At 50.6% G+C, this 25,433-nt stretch carries 16 protein-coding genes and 1 pseudogene; 9 read left to right on the forward strand and 8 right to left on the reverse strand.

The window, feature by feature from the left end; genetic code table 11:
• On the reverse strand, positions 1-3,065 hold a 3,065-nt coding region (locus P8N76_27430; GenBank protein ID MDG2385434.1), incomplete at its 3' end, for an amino acid adenylation domain-containing protein.
• 513 nt (positions 3,066-3,578) lie between these two features.
• Between P8N76_27430 and P8N76_27435 the strand changes: the two genes are divergently transcribed.
• Entirely contained in the window at positions 3,579-5,030 is a 1,452-nt protein-coding gene (locus tag P8N76_27435) for a TMEM43 family protein (protein MDG2385435.1), read from the forward strand.
• A gap of 805 nt (positions 5,031-5,835) precedes the next feature.
• Positions 5,836-6,855, forward strand: a complete 1,020-nt coding sequence (locus tag P8N76_27440) for a PIG-L family deacetylase (GenBank protein MDG2385436.1) — start codon at positions 5,836-5,838, stop codon at positions 6,853-6,855.
• A gap of 354 nt (positions 6,856-7,209) precedes the next feature.
• Here the strand turns inward: P8N76_27440 and P8N76_27445 are convergent, their stop codons facing one another.
• Together P8N76_27445 and P8N76_27450 are read right to left on the reverse strand one after the other, a co-directional pair.
• A complete protein-coding gene (locus P8N76_27445; GenBank protein MDG2385437.1) occupies positions 7,210-7,887 on the reverse strand; it encodes a hypothetical protein in 678 nt (225 codons plus the stop codon).
• 244 nt (positions 7,888-8,131) lie between these two features.
• On the reverse strand, positions 8,132-9,148 hold the full coding sequence (locus P8N76_27450) for a DUF1559 domain-containing protein (GenBank protein ID MDG2385438.1): 1,017 nt from the start codon (positions 9,146-9,148) through the stop codon (positions 8,132-8,134).
• 232 nt (positions 9,149-9,380) lie between these two features.
• Between P8N76_27450 and P8N76_27455 the strand changes: the two genes are divergently transcribed.
• The 3 genes from P8N76_27455 (at position 9,381) to P8N76_27465 (ending at position 12,414) form a co-directional block, all read left to right on the forward strand.
• Positions 9,381-10,157 (forward strand): hypothetical protein, encoded by a 777-nt coding sequence (locus tag P8N76_27455; protein MDG2385439.1) that lies wholly within the window; start codon positions 9,381-9,383, stop codon positions 10,155-10,157.
• A gap of 590 nt (positions 10,158-10,747) precedes the next feature.
• Positions 10,748-11,794, forward strand: a complete 1,047-nt coding sequence (locus P8N76_27460; GenBank protein ID MDG2385440.1) for a hypothetical protein — start codon at positions 10,748-10,750, stop codon at positions 11,792-11,794.
• Positions 11,795-11,814: 20 nt separating this feature from the next.
• Positions 11,815-12,414 carry a cysteine peptidase family C39 domain-containing protein gene (locus P8N76_27465; protein ID MDG2385441.1) on the forward strand — a complete coding sequence of 200 codons (600 nt, stop codon included), beginning with the start codon at positions 11,815-11,817 and terminating at the stop codon, positions 12,412-12,414.
• A 44-nt stretch (positions 12,415-12,458) separates the two neighbouring features.
• On the opposite strand, the pseudogene P8N76_27470 reads toward P8N76_27465, so the two are convergent.
• Positions 12,459-13,244: pseudogene (locus P8N76_27470) on the reverse strand (alginate export family protein).
• A 941-nt stretch (positions 13,245-14,185) separates the two neighbouring features.
• Here P8N76_27470 and P8N76_27475 point away from each other — a divergent pair.
• The 4 genes from P8N76_27475 to P8N76_27490 all read left to right on the forward strand — a co-directional run bounded on the left by P8N76_27475 (position 14,186) and on the right by P8N76_27490 (position 19,347).
• Positions 14,186-15,307, forward strand: coding sequence for a DUF1573 domain-containing protein (locus P8N76_27475; GenBank protein MDG2385442.1), 1,122 nt, complete (start codon positions 14,186-14,188; stop codon positions 15,305-15,307).
• A gap of 109 nt (positions 15,308-15,416) precedes the next feature.
• Positions 15,417-17,321, forward strand: a complete 1,905-nt coding sequence (locus P8N76_27480) for a glycosyltransferase family 39 protein (GenBank protein MDG2385443.1) — start codon at positions 15,417-15,419, stop codon at positions 17,319-17,321.
• A gap of 51 nt (positions 17,322-17,372) precedes the next feature.
• A complete protein-coding gene (locus tag P8N76_27485) occupies positions 17,373-18,578 on the forward strand; it encodes a PmoA family protein (protein ID MDG2385444.1) in 1,206 nt (401 codons plus the stop codon).
• Between the two features lie 316 nt (positions 18,579-18,894).
• On the forward strand, positions 18,895-19,347 hold the full coding sequence (locus P8N76_27490) for an NIPSNAP family protein (GenBank protein MDG2385445.1): 453 nt from the start codon (positions 18,895-18,897) through the stop codon (positions 19,345-19,347).
• A 54-nt stretch (positions 19,348-19,401) separates the two neighbouring features.
• Here the strand turns inward: P8N76_27490 and P8N76_27495 are convergent, their stop codons facing one another.
• From P8N76_27495 to P8N76_27510, 4 genes are all read right to left on the reverse strand, one after another.
• Positions 19,402-20,535 carry a hypothetical protein gene (locus tag P8N76_27495; GenBank protein MDG2385446.1) on the reverse strand — a complete coding sequence of 378 codons (1,134 nt, stop codon included), beginning with the start codon at positions 20,533-20,535 and terminating at the stop codon, positions 19,402-19,404.
• A gap of 804 nt (positions 20,536-21,339) precedes the next feature.
• Positions 21,340-22,752, reverse strand: coding sequence for a DUF1501 domain-containing protein (locus P8N76_27500; protein ID MDG2385447.1), 1,413 nt, complete (start codon positions 22,750-22,752; stop codon positions 21,340-21,342).
• A gap of 35 nt (positions 22,753-22,787) precedes the next feature.
• Positions 22,788-25,271, reverse strand: a complete 2,484-nt coding sequence (locus P8N76_27505) for a PSD1 and planctomycete cytochrome C domain-containing protein (GenBank protein MDG2385448.1) — start codon at positions 25,269-25,271, stop codon at positions 22,788-22,790.
• A 3-nt stretch (positions 25,272-25,274) separates the two neighbouring features.
• Positions 25,275-25,433, reverse strand: a complete 159-nt coding sequence (locus P8N76_27510) for a hypothetical protein (GenBank protein ID MDG2385449.1) — start codon at positions 25,431-25,433, stop codon at positions 25,275-25,277.

Raw genomic sequence — 25,433 nt, forward strand, 5'->3', positions numbered from 1 at the left:
CCGACCTCTTCAATGCCCAGTACTTCGCACCAAATCTCAGCCATTCGTCGTTCGGTCGATGTGCTGGGTTTCACAAATCCAGACTCTGCCAACAAACGCGAATTATCCGGTGCAGGCAAGCCGCGACGATCAACCTTACCATTGGTTGTCAGTGGCAGTGATGGCAACGGCACATAAACAGCAGGCAGCATGTATCGAGGCAGTAACTGCTCAATTTCCCGCCGAAGTTCTAACTCAGTCGTTTCATGGATATCGGCAGCAACATAGTAGGCAACGAGCCACGGATCTCCGATTCGATCTTCTCTCAGATCCACAACAGCATCGACGACATTCGGCTGGTCTCGCATCGTCGCTGCAATCTCTTCTAGCTCAATCCGATGCCCCCGCAATTTGATCTGAGCATCCAAGCGACCGAGGAATTCCAGGTTTCCGTCATTCAACCAGCGAACCTGATCACCCGTTCGATAGAGGCGGTCAGAAACTGTTTTTCCGAAGGGGTTTTCGACAAATTTTTCGGCCGTCAATTCTGGCCGATTCCAATAACCTTTCGCCAACCCGTCTCCCCCGAGGTACAACTCACCTTGTGCACCGATCGGAACCGGTCGTAAATCTCGATCAAGTACATACGCCTGTGTGTTCCCAATCGGTCGCCCGATCGGAACCGAACGAGCGGTCTCTGCTAAATCATGGGGAATCGTATAACAACAAGCAAACGTCGTACATTCCGTCGGTCCATAACCATTGACGAGAGTCTGCTCCGGAGACAAACGGGAAAGGGCCAAACGAACATGGTGAACAGATAGTGCCTCACCGCCGGTCAGAATCTGACTAACCCCCTGCAACGCTTCTGGCTGAGTCTCTATCACCTGATTAAATAGAGCGGTGGTCAACCAGATCGTACTGACCTGATGGCGAGCAATCAGCTGAGGTAACTGCTCCAAGTCAGGTGGCCCTGCAGGCGCGAGCACTAACCTCCCTCCGTGTAAGAGTGCTGCCCACAATTCAAAGGTTGAGGCATCAAAAGAAATCGTCGCGGCTTGCAGGACAGTTTCGCCAACACCAAATTCTGCGTAATCGACGCCAAACACGAGGCGAGCGATCGACCGATGCCGAATCATCACCCCTTTAGGTTTTCCAGTCGTGCCTGAGGTATACATCACGTAGGCAAGATCGTCAGCGGTCACCTCAACCTTAGGATTTAACGTGGATTGACCTTGAAATGAATCCGTCTCCAAATCAACCACATGCTTGACTTCTTCAGCCAAACGACGGCCGCCATCTCCCCAAGTCACCAAGACATCCGCTTCACCATCCCGCAACATGTAGTGCAAGCGATCATCCGGATAGTCGCCCCCCAACGGCAGATAGGTGGCGCCAGCCTTAAGAATACCCAATAGGCCAATGACCATTTCAAAACGGCGTTCAATGGAAAAGCCAACGAGATCGCCCTTTTCTACTCCCAGACTTTTCAGATGCCAGGCCAGTTGATTCGCTCGCTGATTCAGTTCCCGATAGGTCAACGATTGATCTTGGAACACCACGGCGACTGCATCCGGTCTCAATTCCGCTTGGAATTCGAACAACTCATGAACGGTTTTGTCACAAGGATAATCGGTTGAAGTATCATTCCAGTCGACGATCAACCGCTGTTGCTCAACCTCTTCCAGTAAAGGAATCTCAGCAAGAGTTCGATGGGGGTTATTGCTGAACTGGGTCAACAGATGCTGAACTTGGTTTGCCAAACGCTGTATCGCCACATGGTCATAGCGTTTTGGATCGCCTTCGACCTTCAGTAGGATCTCGGCGTCGTCAAAGCCACTGACCGTCAGTCCGTAATTCGTTTGTCCGTGAAGCTCGAATCTTCGCCGCTTCCAATCGCTGCCCCAAGATTGCACATGACTGGTCAATTCATATTTCTCGAAGACAACAAGGCTATCGAACAATTGCGTATCCGGAGAAACTCCAAAATACGATCGGATATCTGTAAGAGAATCCATTCCGTGATCGCGTAATTCAACCCACTTATTGCGTATCTCGCTCAACCATTCCAACAGATGATTCTGAAGATCCACCTTAACGGTCACCGGGATCGTGCTAATCAAAAGACCAACGGCATTAGCCAACTCCGGAGGTGCACCATAACGGCCGGCAGACGTTGCCCCAAAAACAACAACTTCTTGTTGCGTATAATGCCGCAACAGGATTGCCCAGGCACCTTGGAGCAATGTGTTAAGGGTCAAATGATTGTCCTTCGCGAGCGAGCGTAATCGACTACTCAACGTCGATGACAACCGATTTGAAACCTTACAAAAAAGTTCATTCTCGGTTTTACTTCTACCGCTCCCCAGGTCGATTTCGCATGGAAACTCACAGCCTGAAAAGGTTGCTTTCCAAAAACTCTCGTCAGCAGATGTCCGCCTACTTTGCAACCAACGAGAAAGATCCTGCAAAGAAGGTATCGCCAAAGAATCTGCCACATGCGTTGAACCGCCGCGTCTACCACGCCCATCGTAGAGGCGAAATAGATCACGCAATAAAATCAACCGCGAACGACCATCGAATAACGCATGATGAGAGGTCCAAACTAAACGATAGTGCTCGTCCTCAAAACGAAGTAAGGACAGACGTAAAGGAGGAGGCGTCGCTAGATCAAACCCACGCTTTCGTTCGTCACGGAGAAACGCTGAAAAACGACTTTGCTGTTTCTCTCCTGACCAATGACGCCAATCCTGCTCCTCCCAAGGAATAGAAATCTGACCGTGTACAACTTGAACCGGCATACCTGAGGAATCGTGTGCAAAACTCGTCCGCAAGACATCGTGTCGTTCTACAAGCTCTTTCCAGCTATCGAAAAACGCAACGGAATCGATCGGCTCCTCAAAATCGCAAACCATTATCTGGAGATAACTATGGTCACCATCTTTCAGACCATGGAATAGCATCGCCTCCTGTAATGGCGTAAGCGGGTGCGAACTTGGGCCTTCTTCCAAAGGATCCCTTGGCTGTCTTCTCAAATCACTCATGTTACCCGTGAAAAACGATCTGTCTTCTAAAGCCAATCGCACGACATTTTCGAATTCAACTCAGGCTCGAGCTGGTTCCAAATACCTGCCCTTTCTGTACCTGAGGCCGACAAAAATGTCGGCAGTGCGACAAACGAACGGACGAGGGGTTTCGTTCGACATTTCCGAACCTAAAACGGCCCAAAAAACCGCTCTAATCTTAGCTTACGACCGGCAATTCCCGTCTGCAAAAGCAGTGAATCTCGAAAGATTTACCCAAAAAAAACTAAACAAAACAGCCATTAACAAAACCACTTACAAAGTCACCATCTAGATCAACGTGAATGCTCACGGACACTGACTCCAATCTCATTACTTCAGCACCCGTACTCGTCATCGAAATACAAATCATCCATCCAAAACAGATCTTCACTCAAAGATCTCCCCAGCCTCTCGGCTTGTATTTGTCTTCAACCGATCGTTAGAATCCAGCTGTAAAAATCCTTGAACAGTGAAGGGCTGGCGAAAATACGTGCTTCGACTGAATGAACAACCTGTTTTACAAGGAGTCTGAATTTGACGCGATCAAAAAACAGGTATTCGGGTGTCGTGATTGGCCCTGTGATCATTGTTGTGGGCGTGCTGGCACTCTGGAAAAATGAGGGGCGTTTCGACTACGCACGCGCCGCACGAAACACCACCCCCATGAATGTTCCTGCCCCCAGTTTCAACAACAAACTTATCTCCTACACCGGTTCGATGGAAACCGACCTGAAAATTTCTGGTGAGTATGTGGAATCACTCATCGGCTACCTAAGCGTAAACCGCTCGGCAGAAATTTATGCTTGGGACCGAGACGAAGACAGCGATGGACACGTGACGTGGAACCTCAAGTGGATGACGCGGCTTGATCGCAACTCTCGAAACAACGATATTCAACAGCGTCTCTCATCAAAACAGTTCCGCCCAAAATCCTACAACGTTGGAAAAATCCAAATCAACGAGAAGTGGATTGAATTTGTTGACCCCCAAGAGACGATCTCCCTTTCCAGTCTGAAACTGACCGATACGGGTGAAAAGGACGGCTTGAAAAAACGTGACGAGTATCTGTATCTCGCGAAAAATCGTCCCCGAAAGCTCGGCGACGAACGGATTAGCTACCGAGGTCTTCGAGTCCCCCCGACCGCAACCTATTTTGGTGAATACAAAGATGGTCGTGGTGTCGCGTATCAAGCAGAGGTGAAAAGTGGCTTAGTTGATAGTCTAATCCAAGACACAGGCATCCTTCATTTCATTGTGGCGGGTGAGCGACCTGTTGCCTTGAAGACGATGCAAGCGCACCTAACGCGTCTGCGATGGATCGTCCGCGGAGGCGGTTTTTTAGGCATCAGCGTTGGATTCATGATCATGTTTAGTGCCGCCACCGGGTTTTTGTATCACGTGCCGGTGATTGGCGCGATTGCACAATGGGGAACGATGGCGATAAGCTTCATCCTCGGCGGTCTTTTGAGCATCATCGCGATCTCTTCCAGTTATTTGATCCACCATCCTCTCACGCTTGGCTTTACCGTTGCAGGATGCTGTCTTGTCTTCTGGTTAGCACGCAAACGAGCAACCCAATCACAAACGAATTTCAAACAAGCCCTCGACACAGATTTCGGACACACACTGAGCTCCACCGAGCTGGAAGAACTGGAATTCATTGAGTTGCTACGTGTTTGCTTTGCCGATAAGGAAGTGCATATCGATGAGCGGAAGTATCTCACCAAGTGGGCCAAACAGCATGGTTGGGACCGCGAAAAGATTGCTGAGATGGTGGCCAAGGCCAAGAGTGGTGACGAAGATCCAACCGAGCCAACCTACACGGACAAACACTTACGAAATCTGATTCGCTTGGCACTTGCGGATGGAAAGATCAAGCGTTTCGAACTAAACACTATTTCCAAAGCTGCAAGCGAGATTGGGTACAGCCGATCTGAATTACAGCGTACTATCCAGCAGGTCCGGACGTCAGGGCCCTTATCGTGATGCTTATCGCGAACGTGTCGACCCCACCGGCGACTTTTTCAAATCAAAAGGCCACCGAACCACCTAGGCTGTCAGCGGCTCAGAAGCATCGGGAACCATCGAGCTAACCAACCTCCGCGACCGACAAAACGCTTTTGCCTTCGGTTGTATGGAAATCAATTATCGCCTACATCCCAGGGTCGTACACACCTTGCCCCCGCGCCCGCCCCGCTTGTCTAACAAGCACGCAAACAATGTGGCATCAGCGGAAAAACTTCGTTCCTTGAAGCAGCGTTTCTTGAGAGCACCTGAGTTCGGCTCACTTCCTAAAAGTTGCACACTCAACACCGCTGCATAACCAATCGTTTCATCAAACAAGGTGTCGCATTGATGGGTTATCAGGCATGTAATGGCGCCTACTTTGCCAAAACCCACTTTGACTTGCAGCAGAAACGATGTTCCAAAACTTATTCGGATACGCAGGGCTTGCAAAAGAGCGGACAGATAGGTTCGACGGTCATATTCGATTCAGTGCCAAAGGGAATCCAGTTGCGGTTCAACCTTCATTGATGCCAGAGTCGCCGGATTAAATTAACGTCGAATATATCAACGGGGGCATACAACCAGCATATTGGGGGTCTGGCTGCCGGAAGCATTTTGCTCTTCGCCAACACCACGTCCATGTTGAAGATGCGGAACCCGAAAAAAGAAACGACGATATTTATTTGATTATCATCCATGCGAAAGGCTACAAAGTGCGATATTGTGTAGGCATCACCAGCTATCGGTGTCTTACCGACTAAGGCAAAACCCGAATCCAAATCCCGTGTTAGACATCAGCGCTCGCCTCGATCACACATCCCCAAATCGGCTCTTACACCTCCTGCCACATGTGCAGACAAAAAATCAAACGCTCACCTCGCTCCTCAAGCCGGAACTGTCCATCAAACTCACCAGGCCCCACCAACGCCTTCTCCAAGCCGCTCGTAATCAGAGGCCACTGCGAACCCTATTCGACCAGGGCGGCGAAATAGGCACCACATTGACCGCTATGCTGACCGATGGTCTGTTCACCATCGGGCCCCCCGCTCCTCCGTTGCCGTCAGATCCAAAAGAGAAATGGCTGGTGCTCGCTCCCCGCCTCGACGATGCCGCCTTATCCGTGGGGGGCGTGCTGCTCCAACGCTCCAACAACGTAGAACTCGTCATAAGTAGCTTCACATCGACATATCGCTACTCGGATTCCATTCTTCGTGGAAATAAAGGAGCGGTCACGCGTTTGCGTCACCAAGAGGAAGAACTTTTTTGCAACATGGTGGGAGCCCGTAAAGTCGATGGAGGACTCGACGATGCCGACATTCGAGTCGACGGGGTCGAACCATTTCGCCCGCCCACAGCCCATGAACTGGATCTCTATCGAGATCTAGCTGATCGACTGTTCCACAAAGAGAAGCCTGGTCGCATCTATGCCCCCATGGGTGTTGGGGGCCATGCGAATCACGTGTCACTGCACGTCGCGATCATAGAACTCATCGCGGCGTGGCGTTCTACCAACCCAGCCGTTCGCGTCTTCATTTATGAAGATCTGCCCTATGCATCCATTTCCCCCTGCCAAATTTTGGATGGAGTTCGTCGTCTAAAAGAATCGCAGCGAGTGGCTCCCGTATTTGAAGACATCACCGAAATATTGCCAGATAAACTCTGGTCCATCGGAATCTATCAATCCCAGACAGTACCGACCTTTCAAGAATGCACGAACAGACATGCGAAAAACATGGGGCAGGAAATGAGCCCCGGAAGCGATCGCCACGCAGAGCGATTATGGGAACTGGACCCAGCAACCTAGAGCCGAAAGATCACATCACGTGGCAGACGGCCAGAATAGCGAATGCAGCAGAGATTGGAGCCAAAAGCGAGGAACATCGAGCGAGCTGAAAGTGAATATCAAATATGCTTTCTGAGCTAGAAAATCCAAGACCAAAAGGTGTGTATTCCCGCTCCACACCCTTGGTCGGTTACCTGCCTCGCAGATCTTCAGGAAGCAGCAGAATCGCTTCAATCAGCCAGGAATCTAGCGGCTAATCGAATCAAACCATCGGTTAAATTTCTCGTTAGCCCTCCGAATTCGAGACAAGTGTTACTGATATCTTTGCGTGTCACAAGTTTTCAACCTAGGATCTGGACCGAACTATTTAGCGGGTCAGTTTCGGATTGCACGGCGCCAGCCAAGCCAACACAAAAGGCCGAGGATCAGGCTAGCCAATATCGGTGACAGGTTAGGAGCAACTTTTCCTCCCGGCAGCGGATCCAAATCCCAATCGCGTGTCTGCCTCAGCAACCAGTCGAGCGCTTGATACCGACCCAAAGCGACCGTCCAACAATCGTGGCGATCAGAATGGATTAAAGTCAGATGGGCCCGGCCCCCTTCCGCGTTGATATTTCTGATCATTTGGGCGACTGACTTCACGGAGTCGGCACCATCTGCGCTCGACTGAAATGCCCAGACAGGGGTCCGGACTAGCGTTCGGGCATCATCCCCCACCATCGTGGTCGCCAATGGAAGCATTGCGGCGAAACGCCCCGGATGGCGCCGTGCCAACTCCCAACACCCACTCGCGCCAGCAGAAATCCCGCAGAGATAAACACGATCATGATCAATAGCAAAACGTTCCACGGCATCTTCGATGATTGCCATCAGGCATTCCAAAGGGTCCGAATTGCCTGACGTCGTCAACCAACGGGGTTCAGCCTGCGGTCTTTGCAGCGCCAAAATGTACGCCGGCAGGTGATCCTGAACAATCAGCTCTAGCCAAGCAAGCTGGTCTTTATTGTTGCAGCCAGCCTCGCCATAACCGTGGAGCCAGACGATTAACGGCATGAGCTGTTTAGCCTTTGGCCTAAAAAGCCGAAAACGAACCGACTCACCCCCAACAAGGCAATGTTGGACGTGAAATTTCTCGATCACTTCTGATTTTGGCGTAGTTCCCAACATGGCGGCGAGACAAACAATCATCGCTTTGGACACCATTTTCATCCACCTTTATTTTCATCCACCTTCAGGGAGGGGAAATTTCTTTTCACGACAGACGTCCTGCCGAAGTCATTTCATCAACTCCGCCATGTCATGGAAGGTGCAGTGAAGAAATAACAGGGAACGCTTGCCGAACATCCATACGATTTCCAAACCGTCGATGCACTTCCGCGTCGACTTCAAAATCTTTTGCCTGCACCGATCCGTCGCAAAGTACAACCTGCCATACATAAGGATGTGCACTGCCAAATCGATTTTTGCAGTCTTGACCGTGAGCATCGCGAACCGGAATGGCCGCAGTCGAGCGGCAATTGTCGTTGTTGAATCCGGCGTACAACGTCTCATTGTCTCCCCAATCCTTCCCACTCAAATATTGATTGGAGTCAACATATTTCTCTGCAATCAGATAGGTCTTTGACATTCCGTCAAGAAGGTCGCGAGGCCGAACACGACTACGTCCAAAGACGACCCCCGTGTAACGTCGCGTATCAGGCCAAACAAACGTCGCCCGATCGCCTTGAGCAAGTGATTGGGGGCCGCTCCACTTCCAATCGAATTCGACAGTCGGTCCATCCCCTGCATTGGCCGCGTAATCGGTTTTTGCTGCCAATGTGAACGGTTTCGAGACCCGTCCCCCAAGGGTCAGTGGCCTCTGATTGGCGCGATAGGGGTAAGCACAAACAGCCCGACGAGTGGGACAATGGAAAACCGTCAACGGCCGCGAACAACGCTTTGCCAGCGCCTTCCAGCGTTCGATTCCTTGCAAGCGAGCACCTTGCCGTCGCAAATCACTTTCATGCAAATAGTCCAACAAGTTGAAGGCCCAACTGCCGGGCTGACGTGAATCCGTACCCCGTTCTGGTTCGCCGATCCAATCAAAATGCCAACCGCCTGAAGGGAAATACCCTTTCACTGCTTGATGCGCATTCATTGCCAGTCCAATTTGTCGAAGATTGGTCGAACATTGAGTTCGACGGGCAGATTCTCTGACCGCCTGGAGCGCAGGCAACAACAACTGCAATAGCAGCGCCAAAATCGCCACGACAGCAAGCAAATCCAAGATGGTTTGTCCGAGATCATTTCGTGCACCTTTTTTCCGAATTCGCATCAAAATTCGCCTTTCTACTGTCTGTCTTCCAACCTGCCAGATTGGTCAAAGCGAGACACGATATCGACCGACCTTGGAAATCGTCAAACACTCATCAAGACACTCCTGCTTCCGCTTTCGAGCAACTTTTCTCTCTATTCCCCCAACCCGAGTGTCCGGTTGAACGCTTGGTTTTCGACTTATGGAATAGACAAGCAGATTTTGGCTTTATTGTCATGGAGGATTATCCGGCATGCATGGAACATTCATTCAGGACGATCACGGAAACATTTCAAACCGAATCCAACAGGTCAGCCACCAATTGACAAGTTGCAAGACCATTCCTGAGATCAAGCAAATCCGAGATACGGCAGAACAACTGCGAGTTGATGCGCAACAACGCGACTTGGGTCTTAAGCTTCAAAACCGTGCCACGGAGCTCAAGATTCAGGCTGAGCGAAAATTGGGCAAATCTCTTGCTGAGATGAAACTGCGTGGCGGTGATCGGAAAACGGGGCGCGAGACCATCCGCCTGAAAGATCTCGGCATTGATAAGAATCAATCGGCCCGTTGGCAGCAATCGGCATCGGTTCCCGAGTCGAAATTTCGTGCTTACGTGCAACAAACACAGACCGCGGGCAAGGAACTCTCCTCCGCGGGAATGTTGCGACTGGCAAAACAATGCCGAATCGAGCAGTCATCCATGGCCTGCGAGTCGAACAGCCGAAACAATCTCTCTGCTTCCTCGAGTTCACCGCCGATCTCCATGCCACTCCGCCCGCCACAGCATCTGCCTTCGCGCGATTTTTCTGACCTGATTGATGAAGGAAAAAATCACGTCAATACTCTGACCGGTTTACTCGAACAACTCTGCGAACGGGCAGGTTTTGCCGCCGACACGGGTGAAAGTCGCGCCTGTCGGCGTTACCTGCAAGAGATCAGTCTACATTTCGATTATTTAATGGTGGAAATGCAGCAACTCGCCAAGGAACGTCGTTTTTTGACCTCCGGAATCCCGTCCAATTTTTGAACGAAGCTTTGAATCCCACTGTAACTCATCCGTCCCTTTCCTAGCACCTTCTTCTCCTTTGAATCCGAAAGGCGCTCCACATGATTATCGTGCTTACTTTGGCCACCGTGACACTCGCAAGTCTAACCAGCCTTCACCAACGACTCATCTGCCTACCATTCTCTCCGTGCAACCCCGCACAAATGGAACTGAAAGTGGGTTCGGTCCAGGGAAGTTGCTGTCAACCTGGTCGCCGTTGGGGCTGTGAACCTCGTAATTTTGAACAATCGGGCTGCGCTCCAATTCTTGGGCCCGCGATTCGATGTACGAGTCGTGACTGGACAGTTGTTCGTTGCTCGTCGGCAACCTGCACCAAAACAAATCCTGAACACACTTGTGAAGTCGACATTCGTCGGGTGGCCCAAAATCGCTGTCGCCCCACAGGTAATCGCACCACCGTGGGTTGCCCGGACGAACAATGGCAATGCGAAATTCTTAAAAGGGACTACACGGAAAGTAACAGTCCCACCGTAGATGTTCTGGTTTGCGATTTAGAACTTTCAACTCCGTGCGGCGTCAAATACAGCCATTGTGACTAGGAGATAACACACGTGCGCCACCGTAGCCTTCAATTCGTCTTGCTCGGCGCAGCCTCGGCTGTGTGCCAGTCTGCGTCTTCCGCAACGATCAGCTCGGACAGCACGATCGACGCCCTAATAGCCCGTGCGCGGTCGATTTACAGCGTTCGTGTTGACTTCACTCTCACCACGAAAAGCCAGAATGAGGAAACGCAAAACCAATATCGTTTTTCTCAGGCTGGAAACGACTGGGCTCTGCGATATCCAAACAGCCCAGCCATTTTGATGAATACCCGTGATGCGACGTTTCGATTCTATGAAACGACCACCCCGTCCGGGAAAATATATCGGGCGTTACACCTCACGCCAGCACAATCGCTCGGCGCTGCAATCGGGAGCAACTACGCTTGCGCAGCTGCTCGGGTAGGAACATTCTGGTACGACAAACAGTTAGACTTTATCGATCAGAATCGTCACCAAGCCGTAATCTTGACGGACCAACGTATCCTTGGTATTCCGACAACGATGCTCGAGTGGCCGGTTCAGTACTCGCAACTCGGCTCTGCATTTGTGATCGTGCCCGGGCAAGTCGACAAGTCCTTCGCTGGATTCCTACGGATCTTTACGGCCCCCGCGTTCGGGTATGCGATTCCTAGAATGGACTACGTATCCGCTGAAGGAAAGTTGCTACGACGTTATGAGGCAAACGACTTCGTCGAAATAGGCGATAGTCTATTTTTCCCCCAAGTCGCTCGATGCATTAGCTTTCATCCGCACCACCGCACGTCGACAACCTTCTCCATCGAGCAGATTGACTTCGTCAACACCGATCTCCCAAAAGACGAATTCGATCTCCAGGTTCCAGGCAATGCCAGAGTGCGCGACTCGCGTCCTGGCTCAGCGCATTCAGTTTTTCACCTCGAAGAACAGAGCGACCTTGAAGGCATACACAAGCTCATTCAACAGGATCCAAATCAAACATCCGCTCTGTCGTTTCGATTTCTTGTCTTTGCCATCAACCTTTTGCTGGTCACTTTCCTTATTTTCCTCTGGACCCGACAACAATGCGACTCATCCTGATCCCTTGGCTCCCAGTTGCAATGCTCCTTCTGTCAACCGCTCATGCGCACGGACATGCAGATCCGCGTTGCCACTCGCTCGAAGAGGTTTTTAAGAAAATCGCTGCCCACCAACACCTTCGTCAGATGTGTGGCCCTCTTTCAACGATTCGCATCGGCGTCTTGCGAGGGATAGCGATCGATCCGACCGCAGTGTTTGATTACGATCCTAGCTCCGGATCGGCAGGGGTCTCTGTGCGGGAAATCATCGATCTTTGTCGAGTCCACGGTCTCAATGGCTGGGCAATTAATTCAGAAGTCCAGACCGTCAAGAAGCTACCGTTACCCTGTATTCTTTTAGTCAACAACAACCGACACTGTGTCGTTTTGGAATCCGTCGATCAAGCAGGTGCAACCGCTCTCGTCTGGGATCCATCGGTATTGAAAACCCAACAAGTCAGCCTCAAAAGTCTCAACCAGGTTTGGTCTCAAAAGGCCATCATTTTTGGCGTTCCTCCGGGACTCGATCGAATCCTTGATGGGATTAATTTAGTCATTGCGGCAATCTCTCTCGGCCTATTTGCGGCCCGTTTTCGGCATCGTCGAAATCAGCTGCCCCCTACCAAATCATCAACGGATTGATCAGCAATCCATCCTTGCCAAACATCAGGTTCGCACCGTCACAATTACAAATCATCTTTTCGTGTCGCCTCCCGACAACCCAATCCAATCCACTCGATCTTTCCTTGGGAAAGGCACACTTCGTCGCCCACTGGTTGGCAAGCAACGGATTGCTGTGAACGGCTCCGAAAACAGGCCGCTGCCTCAGAAGAACGCTGCCTCAGAAGGCATTCCGAACAACCGGCCCCATTCACTCGCAGATTTAGAATCCAAATAAGATCGCAACGAAACGACTGTTCGTCGTTGTCAGAGGCTAACCAATAGACATCCAAAAAGTCTTTTTCAAACCCCCGATAGGTACCCCACATACCGTAAAATTGCTGATCTTGACTGGGCGTGTCCAACTTACTGATGAATCTTCGTAGCGGACGAGTCCAAAACCCGTCGACATGCCAGTTGTCGCTCTGCCACATCAGCTTTCCGCCCTCGAAAGTACGACGTGTGTTGGCCCAAACAAGCGGAGACACAATTCTCTGAGCGCCATATAACAGCTCTTAACGACCCAACCGCCCCCTGGCCAAGCCGGAATCAATATTCACAAGTAAGGCATCGACGAAAAAGGTTTGGATGTCGGAACGGCTCTCTTCAATGGGACGCGGATTGTATTTCCCAAATTCACTGACGGCGTCTAGATATTCAACGTAAAAACGGATACCGCTCGTCAACTTCACGTTGGTAAAGAGACGCAGGGGTTGCAACAAAAAACTCTCATCGCTGCCCGTCAAGCCGAGCCCTCGAAAGTTCTGCTCCAACATTTGCCAAGCCCGATATTGCCCGCCAATGTCTAACATGGCGCAATCACCGAGGCATCGTTGCTTGAAACGGTCGCCAGGCCACCACACGTGATAACAGGAATCGCAGATGTAGCTAAAATTATTGTTATAGAAAAGTGGCTTATACACGCTCGCAACGGCCCTCTGAATCGCAGCTCGTTCTTTTTCACTGCAACAACATTTCTCAATCGAACACGCACATGGCGCCACCGCCCATGAATTCTTGGTGACGGATCCTGGAGTAGAATTTGGCTTCGCAGAAAGCTCTCCGCCCGTTTCATGCAAAGGGGGCTGCTTCCACATAGAAGTTGGCAAGCCGTTTGCAACCTGACCTGTCACGCTGGAGGGTACCAACAAAAAAGGAAAGAACAGCCAGTTGCAACTGCCCTCACCGAAAGCGTTGAGATGACATGTTCTTGCCTCTCGAATTTCCGTAGAAAACGGTGTGTGAAATGTCAAAATATTGGTCACTCAACCAAACCCACATTGGTCAGACACAATCGTGAACATAAGAGTGTCGGCTTATGCGATCCTTGAAATAAAGGGAAATGCCATCGCCTTGTGGCAAAGACTATTCAACCTTGGCTGTTGTCTGGCTCTATGCGATTACAATTCAGTTCTGGGCAATCGGCGCACCGAGTCTGTATCTCCGAACTCAGCTATTGTGCAAGATTTCAGCAAAGGGCTTGGCCGTCGCTCGCCAACAATTCAGTACAAACATTCACACCAGAGGGAAGCAGTCTCAGTCTTCTGAGCTCCTGAATTTCCTTCTTCCCCACACCACATCAAGAACGACTACCGGCCATACATGCCAGTTAGTCAGGCGACACCCTACATCTTATTAGTCGCGCCATGTCCGATTTCTCGTCTGAATTTCGACTGATGAATTGCACAGTTCAATAACTGGCGTGTTGACACAAAGGCATACTGTATGTGCAACTCAGTAAGGAACAAGAATCGTGAGTCCAGCCACCCAGCAACTCTTCATTCGCATCAACCGATTGGGCATTTCATTCAAATCGCCAGATACGCCAACGGAAAAACGTTGGTTATCGTGCGTCGTTCTTTTTTTGATAGTTTTTTGGGGATGTGACGGAGAACCGAACCCGGTTGTCCAGCAACAGGATGATTCACTACCAAACAATCGCGTGACAATCCACGATGCGGGCGATGTGATGGCGGGCGAATCGATTACCCATCGTTTTCTGTTTCGAAATCCGTTGTCCAGCCCCATTAAGATTGATGCCGAATCGGATATTCAAGAAAGCTGTGGTTGTTTAAAGGTTCAATTGATTCGACAGGTTCTAGCAGTAGGTGAAGAGACTCCGATATTAGTTGAAGTGGGGACCGACACGAAGCGAGGCAGAATTTCTGAGACAGTATTAACAAGTTGGAAGTCCCATGACTCCGAAGCGTTGGACCACAGATTTTCCATCCGAGCGAACATTCACTCTGCTCTTATTTGCACGCCAGCTGAGCTTACCTTCAATCGTGAAGAGGTCGCTCATGGCGTGAGCAAACAAGTGATCTGCAGATCGGATTTAGCGTTAGATTGGAATTCTTTACGGATCAGTAACAACTCCACAGGAATTGAGCTCAGAGATTCAGAGGTGACAGAAACCGGTTACCGTTTCACGATCCGATGTCCGGCGATGGATTCTGGTCAAGCACAAAGTGGCGAGCTTCATCTTGCAGTAAATCCAGCGCGTAAATCGGGTTCGGACCCAACCAGCTATACCAATCGGGTCCCTGTCTTCTGGCTATCCCCCCACAAGCTTCAGGTGTCACCGCCACTCATCACGCTCCAGCCTCACGCCGCAGAATGGCGTGCTTGGTGCATCATAACGGGTAGCGTGATCAAAGCGGGCGTGACCATTGAAGCAGTTGAGTTCGAAGGCTGCAAGTTAGATTTTCAGGCCCAAAAAATCGGACAGGCGGCAACACGCATTGACTTTCGTCTTCCGCGACATCCGCCCCACCTCACGGCAGAGGAACTTACGCTGCGACTTTCCGATGGGAATTCAAAAATCGTCAAGGTAACCTGCCCTCCAGTTCCCGCAAGTCAGGGTCGGTCAGGATGATACCCATCTCGTTGCATGTCGGGAACGAATTCTGAAAATCCTTTTCTCTTTGCCAATTTCTTACAGCCTCAAGTTCTCTTCTCATCGTGACCATGTGGAACTCACCATCGTGCTGGGTAACCCAAGAGTTTTTCTTGCCCAAGACCAAACGACGCCAATCGCCACGCGAACAAATCGTGACGCTGTCCCTGCTTGCCAGTCACGACGATCCGAAGGCGCGTCTCGACGGATTCTTGCTACCAGCTCCCCCGTGCGACAGAACTTCAACTTGCGTCGTTTTCAAATCCGAGTGCCCTATCTTTGCCTGATGATTTTGATCGGCCAGTCCGCCATCCTCAGCTCTAACGCATGGCAAGCGAGTCCGAACTGCGATGAACTGGCCCACCTCGCCTCAGGACTCTATCACTGGCAAACCGGAAAGTTCCATGCCTATAAAGTTAATCCGCCCCTGATCCGCCTCTGGTGTTCGATTCCGTTAGCTCTATCCCGTCCGAGTATTCCCTGGCACTCTCCTGCCACTACCAAGAGTAAGCGTCCCGAATGGCAGCTTGCACGGCTCTTGTTGCAATACAGAAACCCTCAACAAATACGATTTGACCTGTTGGTTGCCCGATTGATGTGCATTCCGTTGGTCTGCCTGGGAAGTGTAACGTGTTATCTGTGGTCAAGACACAACTATGGTGTGTCGTCCGGGCTGGCAGCCATGTTACTGTGGTCTTTTTCTCCCAATATCTGTTCCTGGGGAGCTACCCTTTGTCCCGATGTCCCAGCGGCTGCGATCGGCGTGCTCGCGTGTTTCAACATTTCCGCATGGTTTAACCGACCAACCGTGTTGAACGCAACAATTGTTGGCATATTGCTGGGATTCGCGTTTCTTGCAAAAACAACTTGGATCATACTCTTCGGACTCCTACCGATCATGGTGGTAGGCCATCTATGTCTTATGCAGACCGGTCGCAATCATGCCAGTCGAATGTTAATCCAAAGCGTGTATGCATCTTTGACAGGCCTCCTCGTACTTAACGCGGGATATGGTTTTCAAGACACATTTTCTTTCTTGAACGAGTTCGATTTTCACTCGGAGATATTCCGAAGCTACGTCAATTCGATCAAATCATTTCACAAAACATCTTTGACCTCTCTGCCGATCCCTTTACCTCAAGCTTTTGTTGAGGGGATTGACCTCCAACAATTCGAATTTGAGCGAGGCAAACGATCTTTTCTCTGCGGCCAATGGAAGGATGGCGGATGGTGGTATTACTATGCCTTTGCCGCTCTGGTAAAGATGCCCATTGGCTTTTGGATTCTTACGATCGTGTCAGCTTGGTACCCTGCTCCGGCTCGCTTGATAAAAACACCACATCTCACGGTGCCCTCAACTCGTTCGAGTTTGTTAGCCATGTTGTTACCTTTCGCTGCTATGGCCGTGCTAATCAGCTCGCAAACAGGTTTCTCTCGACACTTACGTTACGCTTTCCCATGCTTTCCATTTTGTTATATCTGGGTCAGTCAAACGGCAGTTTGGACGAAAACAAATACACGTTTGAGATACATTGTATCTTTTGCCCTTATAAGTTTCGTAATCGGCAGTCTGCTGTGCTGGCCCTTTCAGCATTCCTATTTCAATCTTTTGGCTGGGGGACCTTTAGGCGGCCATCGCTTCCTACTCGATGCCAATATCGATTGGGGAGAAGATGTTCTTCACGCGGAACGGTGGGCAAAGGACCACCCCACTTGTCGCCCACTTTATCGAGCTTTCGTCAGTGATGAATTCGCGGCGCACCGCCAATTCCATTGGAACCGTGCGACTCAGCTTCGAACGGGCTGGTATTTGGTCAGCATCCATCGATTACTGGATCCCACGGACTCCTTTTCCTGTTTCCAAAGCCTTCGTCCCATCGATAGGATTGGATTCTCGACCTTGGTTTACAAGATCCAATCGAAAGAGGCGTCTTTGACAGCCCATACCGAGCAAGAATTTCAACGATCATTAGTCGCGGCAGCTAGTCGCTAGGATTACAATACAACAAGTTAAAAAGAAACTTCTCGCCAGGATCGTAACGACATGTCTCGTCTCGCAATGACCTTGATAGTTGTCTTGACTTCGCAAGTATCTTACGCCGAATCATGGACACTTAATTTATCAGCTGGTAAGTACGATCGTCACGATACGCCAGTCTCCGTCAGGCTACCGGACTTTGCTCCCAACCTTTCGACATTTCAGCTAATCGACGCCGAAACCAACCAGACGATTCCTGTACAAATCTCAACAAGGGCTCCTGTCGCCACTTGGATCCTAAAACGCCCCTTGAAGGCAAACCATCAGCGAGAATATGTACTCCGTGCGTCCGTTACTGCTCCCAACAAGAATCAAACCACCGCCGTCCAATGTTCGCAGAAAGATGGTCATCTGCAAATTTCGGTCGGCAATCGCACGGTACTCCAATACAACATGGCGGTCAATCAAGCACCGGATGGGCTCGAAGAGATTCAATCACGCAACGCATACATCCACCCGGTATACACTCCCAATGGAAAAACAATCACAGACGATTTTGCGCCGGACCATCCGCATCAGAGAGGCATTTTTTTTGCTTGGACCAAAAGTCTATTCAATGGCAAGGACATCAATTTCTGGGAACTACAACAGGGTGTTGGTCGAATCGAATTTGAACGATTGGATTCGACCATTGATGGCTCTGTGTATGGCGAAGCAACCATTAAGCAACGTTTTCTTGATGTTCGTCAACCGGAACAACCGATCGAGATTCTCAGCGAAACATGGACGATCCGAGTTTTCAATATTTCGGACGGATTCCTGTTCGACTTGCAATCGGACCAGGTTTGCACCGCGACCACTCCCTTGGTAATTGGCCCCTATCATTACGGCGGATTAGGGGTACGCGGTCGGCGGGAATGGCTGGCTCCTAACCCCGACTTTGAAATGATCACGAGCAATGGTTTTGATCGAATCCGTGGAAACCATACGCGTCCCCAATGGGTGGATTTTGGCGATTCATCAGCGGGTATGACATCGCTTGACCATCCTGACAACTTTCGTTTTCCTCAGCCCGTGCGACTGCATCCCAAAAAACCCTACTTCTGTTTCGCCCCCTTGGTGGTCGGCCAGTTCGAAATCGGTCCTCAACAAAGGTTTCGCTCAAAATATCGATTCCATGTTTACGATGGGGCAAAGGTAACAGCAAGAAACGAACGAATTTGGGCAGATTATGCGACCCCACCTGATCTGAGCGTCACGGTGCAACCTTAAGCGGCTGCCTTCTCAAACCGACACCTGACGACCGCCGCGACATGCCAAACTGCGCGGACGGCGTTTGGGCAAACAGTCTACTCGCAATCATCCGGCCAAGACGTTACGCTTGTGCTCGAGAGCGTCAGTAATCTTGGCAACACCTGCCATGCTGGAGTTCCCCGTTGGCGTTTTAAAGCAGTTCATCATCGTTTGATACGACACAACCAAGTTGCTCACGATGAGAATGCATTTCACAAGATCGCTGCACCTATCCAACTTGTTAACCACAATCAGCGAAACCCAATCGAACCTCTGAAGTTAGGAGAACGGATCAATGGTAAATTCTCAGACAACGAAGCAACTGGCTTATTTTTTGTCGGTGTGTGCAATCTGCACCTTGGGCAATCAGGGAGCTCAAGCCGACGACGATTCAAAAGCAACAGCTGCGGCCAAAAGCCCGCAAGTATTCGAGCAACGAATCTACACAACAGCAGATGGTAAGCTACCGAACTTACACAGCCGTTTTCGTGACCACACGAATTACCTCTTCGTCAAGCACGGCATGCATCTCATCGGTTACTGGACCCCAAAAGACAAGCCAAACACGTTGATCTACATCTTGGCTTACCCCAATCAAGAGGCCAGAGAAGCCTCGTGGAAGGCATTTATGTCCGACCCAGAATGGCAACGCGTCTGGGCCGAATCCAAAGAAAATGCGGGAGGATCGATCGTGACCAAGGTCGAATCAATCTTCATGACGCCAACCGACTACTCACCAATTCGCTAGGAAGGGCAAATTCGGTTCCCCTTCCATGCTGAAATCGAAAGAAAAGGGGATGGGCTATTTGGCGCCCGTCACCTTTTTTATGTAGCGGACTTCAGCTGGATCATAGGGGGATCCATCAGCGCGTAAGATTTCGTGAAACCAAACCTTGGGCTCAGCCGTGTAGCGTTTCTGCCATGAATCCCAGGGATAATTCGTTTGGGTTTTACCGGCGACAAATCCCCAATTAAATGCCGCAATTTTCTGATCCTTAAAATAGCCGAGCAGCGGATCAAACCGACTCCCAGTCGGTCTCGCCATATACTCGGTGCAGAAAATCGGGCGATTATAGCGTCGTAATTGTTTGACACGAGGTTCCACGTGGGAAAGGTCGCCATAATTGTGGAAACTGATCAGATCTGACTGGTCAATCATCAATCGATCGATCTCAGACATCTCTCCGTGTTTTGGCCAAGGCCCTAACCATACAGCCGCAGTCAATGGCTGACTGGGATCCGCCTCACGTGCCCAAACAAACACTTTGCTCAATAATTGAGTTGCCATTTCAGCCTTATTTTCAAGTTCAGTCTTTGCCCCTTGTTCGCCGTATGCGTTCGTATTTGCATTGTCTGGTTCATTAAATAGATCCCAAGCAATCACGCGACGATCTTCTCGAAATGCCCGAATCACACCGTAAATGTAGGGGCGTAATTCATCATGTCGCTTTGCATCCCCCAACAAGTCCGCACCGGGTGACTGCACCCAACCAGAATTGTGCACATGCGGGCGCGGAACCGGTTGCTTGCCCAATTTCGGCTGCGGATCCCATACTCCATCCAACAATACAAACATCACTTGAATCTCATGCTTATTGGCAATTTCCAGAAAACGATCAATTCGCTGGATAAATCCTGCTGAGTCTTGCTTCCACAGCAGATCATGAAGATAGACACGAACACAGTTGAAACCGAGTCCCCCGGCCCAACTAAGCTCTCGTTCCATCGCCTCCGGATCGAACGAATCAGCCTGCCACATTTCCAATTGATTGATCGCGGTACTCGGCGAGAAATTACAGCCGACAAACCAGGGTTGCTTTGCATACCAGGCATTTACTTTCTCGGTACTCCAACGCTCGGCGCCGCTGACACTCGAGTCTGGAATGCTCACAAATAGTAAAAGCACCCAAATCAATTGGACGGTACGCTGATTCATCGTCGCTCCTTTTTATCGCCTCATAGGATCTATTCGCAGAAACTTCTTATCGAAAATTAGACGCGGTCTTCACCCTAAACGCAACCGGCGAAGATCATCCCATCGGTGACTCGACGATAAACATCGTCGAGAGCAGCAATTCATTGACGATTCTTTGATCGACTCACGACCACCAGCGGTTGGCGAACAGGTCTGCGTAGCGAACGCCGTTAAGTAACACCAACGCAAATTGGTGATGGATTAATGACGTACTTGTAGCTGGTTGCATTTTGACAAAGCTTCATTTTAAAAGTAGGCAAGCCGGTTCGTTCCAATCTCCGTGCTTGAGCAGAGTTCTGCTGATTTGCTGCGGGGAATCTCGGCCGAGCACGCCCACCATTGCAGAGTCGACGCAACCGTGGCAACCGCCATGAACGCAAATCGCGACCCCTCGAATTCATGTGAAAGGACAGATGGCAGTTGACGTGACAAGGCCCGCGATCCCCAACCACCAAGAACTTACAGACTCGGATTATTGACGCTTCTCAGTTGACGCTTCTCAGTCATCAGGTGAACAACGCCTTGAAAAAAAGCGATCAACCACTTTAAATTACCCCCGACAGGAAAACGGCGGCTTCATACTGCCATCGGGTTCAACGATCCATTCCCAATCGGCTTCCATTTTCCACCGATTCCGAGGCAGCTTTCCACTCAAAAGCAAACCGAACATCGGTGAAGCAAAGCGATTTCCAGCTCAAACATAGTCCAAAAGGTTCGCATTCCTGTTTTATCGACTCATAATGAAACGCGAGGTTATTACGCCATTCACGCAATAACGTCTTCGACAACATCACCGTGGACATCGGTGAGTCGGAAGTCGCGGCCCTGGAATCGATAGGTCAGCCGAGTGTGATCAATGCCTAATAGATGCAGAATCGTGGCCTGCAGGTCATGCACATGTACTCCGTTCTCGGCGACACTGTATCCGAAGTCGTCACTAGAACCATAAGTAATACCAGGTTTAACTCCACCGCCGGCCATCCACATCGTAAAAACACGACCGTGATGATCTCGGCCATAAACCTCACGAGTAAATTCCCCCTGACTAAACGTTGTCCGACCAAACTCACCACCCCAGATAACCAACGTATCCTCAAGCAACCCGCGTTGTTTCAAATCGATTAATAGCGCAGCCGATGCCTTATCGACATCGCCACACATCAGTGGCAAATCACGTGGAATATTTTGATGATGATCCCAACCAACGTGATAGAGCTGAATGAATCGTACACCACGTTCGACCATGCGGCGGGCAATCAGGCAATTCGCTGCGTAGGTTCCTCGCGTCTTTGCATCTTCGCCGTAGAGTTGAAAGGTTGCTTCCGATTCATCGGCAGTGTTCATCAGCTCCGGCACACTGGCCTGCATCCGAAAGGCCATCTCATATTGTCGGATGCGAGCCTCGATCTCGGGGTCACCGGCCTGTTCAACTTTGATTTGATTCAAACGGCTCAAAGAATCGAGGGACGCACGTTGTGATTCCCGACTGATGCCGGTGGGATTCGATACGTAGAGAACCGGATCGCCAACAGATTGCAGTTTCACCCCCTGATACTGTGATGGTAAGAATCCGCTGCCCCAAAGTCGCCCGGAAACCGGCTGAGGCGTACGTTTACAGCTTCCAAAAGAGTTCAGCACCATGAATGCGGGCAATTCTTGAGCCTCACTGCCCAGCCCATATGACAACCAAGCTCCCATGCTGGGCCGCCCCGCCAATTGGTGCCCCGTCTGCAGAAATGTCCGGGCCGGATCATGGTTAATGGCCTCGGTATGGATCGACGGTATGAAACAGATATCATCGGCGACCGACCCAATGTGCGGCAGCAGTTCCGTGTTCACCCAGGATCCGCTCTCACCGCACTGCTGAAATCGGAATTTGGTCGGAGTGATCGGCAGCGATTTTTGATTTTTCGTGAAGCCTGTAAGACGCTGTCCACCTCGAACGCTCTCTGGTAAATCTTCACCAAAACGTTCCTGCAACAACGGTTTGTAATCATAGAGGTCGAGATGCGAAGGACCGCCGGATTGAAACAGATAGACGACTCGTTTGGCCCGAGGTGCAATCGAGCGAATCCCCGGAATGGCAGCAATACCATTGTCAGGCAGAAGTGCGCCGAGTGCAGCCGTACCAAGACCGAGTGTAGATCGCATTAGAAAGTCACGACGTGGTTCGTTCATTTTTATCGTCCGATTTGTACTTTCTTCTTTGTCGGTCACTCTCTGGTCAATGTCTCATCGAGATTCAACAATACGCGAGCAACATTTGTCATGGCAGCAAGTTCGACAGGGTCGAGACCTGGATCAACGGCCAAATCTCCCACGGTCAAGAAAGTCTTGGCGGCATCGGGATTAGATTTGAAATATTTCCGTTGCGCATTGAGTTCTTCGCTCAGAATCTCCACTTCACTTTCTCGAGCATGGCGTCCGAGGACCAACAACAAACCGTGACGGATTCGCTGCGCATCGGCCTCGGCATTCAACTGGAGCATACGAGTGGCCAACCCACGAGCATGTTCCACAAACGTTTCATCATTAAGCAGCAACAGCGCCTGCAGCGGAGTATTCGTCCGTTTCAAGTCGACAGCACAAGTATCGCGACCGTTGGCATCGAGCAGACTCATCAGGGGTGGCTTCACGGCACGCCGCCACAAAGTATAAAGGCTGCGGCGATAAAGTTTGTCGCCCGTATCCCGTTGATAAACCACTTGACCTTTAATGATTTCCTTCCATAGCCCAGCCGGTTGATAAGGCTTCACCGGATTGCCCCCTATCTTTTCCACCAGAAGACCGCTCGCCGCCAACGCCTGATCACGGATCACAGCAGCCGGTAGACGGTAACGTGGTCCCCGCGCTAACAGACGGTTAGCCGGATCTCTTACTAATAGATCAGGCACCATATGTGAACTCTGCTGGTAGGTCGCGCTCATCAGGATGAGTTTCTGTAACGCCTGCAAATCCCATCCGGATTCGATGAAACGATTAGCGAGATAATCGAGTAACTGAGGATGTGACGGGGCCTCACCTTGTGCCCCAAAATCTTCCGATGTCTTCACGATACCGGTACCAAAGAAACGCTCCCAAGTCCGATTGACGGCGACGCGCGCCGTGAGCGGATGTTCCGGATCGACAAGCCATTTCGCCAGTCCCAGCCGATTTTTGGGCAGCGTTTCCTTCATGGGAGGTAAACAGGCTGGTGTATTCGCACTTACTTCTTCACGTGGTTGATCGAAAGTCCCTCGATGCAGAACAAACGACTTTCGACGATTCGGGCCATCTCCCATCACCATGACTTTTGACCCGGTCGCTTTCAATCGTGCCTCTCGTTCTTCCAACGGGCGCATTGCCGTCCGCAGCTTGGTTGCCGGTTGATAGACATTCCGCAAAAAATGTTCCCGGGCTTGCGTTTTGAGCTTCGCATCCCATTGCGCCACCTCTTTTTTGCCCAGCTCTCCCGGTAGTTTTTCACGGTCGGCTGTCGACTGCGGCAGAGACTCAAGCCACTCTGCGTGAGCGGTCTTGAATTGCTCACTCTTCGAGTGTGTAACGAGTTCCTGTCTTAGCGGGTCTAACAAAGCAACAAATTCGGAGAACTCTTCCAGATGAGGCAGATCCGATACTTCGATCATCGGCGGGGCATTATTCGCGCCGCCTCCGTTACCAATCTCAGGCAGTTGATGAAAGAAATCAAAAAGCTGATAGTACTCCTTCGTGGTAATGGGATCGTACTTGTGGTCATGACACCGCACACACTGCCAGGTAAGTCCCATGAAAACGGTAGCCGTCGTTTCCGCCCGATCGCAAACATACTCAACAAGCCACTCTTCCGGATCAATCCCACCCTCGTTGTTCAACCGATGATTGCGGTTAAAGCCCGTTGCAAGCACCTGTCGCAGCGACGGATTTTCAAGCTGGTCGCCGGCAAGCTGTTCGATAATGAATTCGTCATAAGGCATATGTCGATTAAATGCATCTACCACCCAATCCCGCCATGGCCACATATTACGTAAAGGATCACTCTCGTAGCCGTCGCTGTCCGCATAGCGGGCCGCATCAAGCCAGCGCCACGCCATATGTTCTCCATAACGAGGAGAGTCCATTAAGCGTTCAATCGTTTTTCCAAGATCAGGCCGTTCAAGAAATGTTTCATACTCCAAAGGCGTCGGCGGTACGCCGGTCAGGTCAAGCGTCAGTCGTCGCAACAAAGTTCGCGGATCAGTCTTTGGCGACGGCTGTAATCCTTCCTGCTCAAGTCGGTGAAGAATAAAGCGATCAATATCATTCTGCACCCATCCAGCGTGAGACACCAGCGGTGGCTCCGGCTGCGAAATTGCTTGGAACGACCAGTGGTCGGCGAATTCTGCTCCTTCGGCAATCCACTGACGAAGTATGGCAATCTCGTCTGCAGTAAGTTGCTTCGGTGAGTCGCGTGGCGGCATCCGTTCGTCGAGATCCGTTGCAACAATTCGATGGTACAACTCGCTCGTATCAGGCTTTCCTGCCGAGATCACACGACTGGCGTCCTCGCGTCGATCCAACCGCAGATCAGCTTCCCGACTCTCACCATCCGGACCATGGCATTGATAACATTTATCCGAGAGTATCGGGCGCACATCACGATTAAATTCAATCTCACCGGCCTGCGCGTTACTGAGGACACAGCACAATGAAAAAACGGTTGAAGTGATTCGATACAGCATAGTTTACATTCCACTCTTACCCGGAGCGGGCCAAGGTTTTAATCGTTGACGTTCCGCCAAATGCGAGGCGACATTATTCTCCAAATCAACTCGAAATCCGACTGCCTGCTTGCTCAGGTGATCACCACAGTCACCACCAATAAAAGTTCGAAGAACGCGCAT

It is taken from the genome of Pirellulaceae bacterium (genome assembly GCA_029243025.1).
In the GTDB taxonomy this organism is placed as follows: domain Bacteria; phylum Planctomycetota; class Planctomycetia; order Pirellulales; family Pirellulaceae.

Excerpts from the sequence above, each read along its gene's own strand:
- P8N76_27465 (MDG2385441.1), top strand. The coding sequence starts at position 11,815 with ATGCTCCTTCTGTCAACCGCTCATGCGCACGGACATGCAGATCCGCGT.
- P8N76_27510 (MDG2385449.1), bottom strand. The coding sequence starts at position 25,433 with ATGCGCGTTCTTCGAACTTTTATTGGTGGTGACTGTGGTGATCACCTG.
- P8N76_27455 (MDG2385439.1), top strand. The coding sequence starts at position 9,381 with ATGCATGGAACATTCATTCAGGACGATCACGGAAACATTTCAAACCGA.
- P8N76_27490 (MDG2385445.1), top strand. The coding sequence starts at position 18,895 with ATGGTAAATTCTCAGACAACGAAGCAACTGGCTTATTTTTTGTCGGTG.
- P8N76_27445 (MDG2385437.1), bottom strand. The coding sequence starts at position 7,887 with ATGCCGTTAATCGTCTGGCTCCACGGTTATGGCGAGGCTGGCTGCAAC.
- P8N76_27500 (MDG2385447.1), bottom strand. The coding sequence starts at position 22,752 with ATGAACGAACCACGTCGTGACTTTCTAATGCGATCTACACTCGGTCTT.
- P8N76_27505 (MDG2385448.1), bottom strand. The coding sequence starts at position 25,271 with ATGCTGTATCGAATCACTTCAACCGTTTTTTCATTGTGCTGTGTCCTC.
- P8N76_27495 (MDG2385446.1), bottom strand. The coding sequence starts at position 20,535 with ATGAATCAGCGTACCGTCCAATTGATTTGGGTGCTTTTACTATTTGTG.
- P8N76_27485 (MDG2385444.1), top strand. The coding sequence starts at position 17,373 with ATGTCTCGTCTCGCAATGACCTTGATAGTTGTCTTGACTTCGCAAGTA.
- P8N76_27450 (MDG2385438.1), bottom strand. The coding sequence starts at position 9,148 with ATGCGAATTCGGAAAAAAGGTGCACGAAATGATCTCGGACAAACCATC.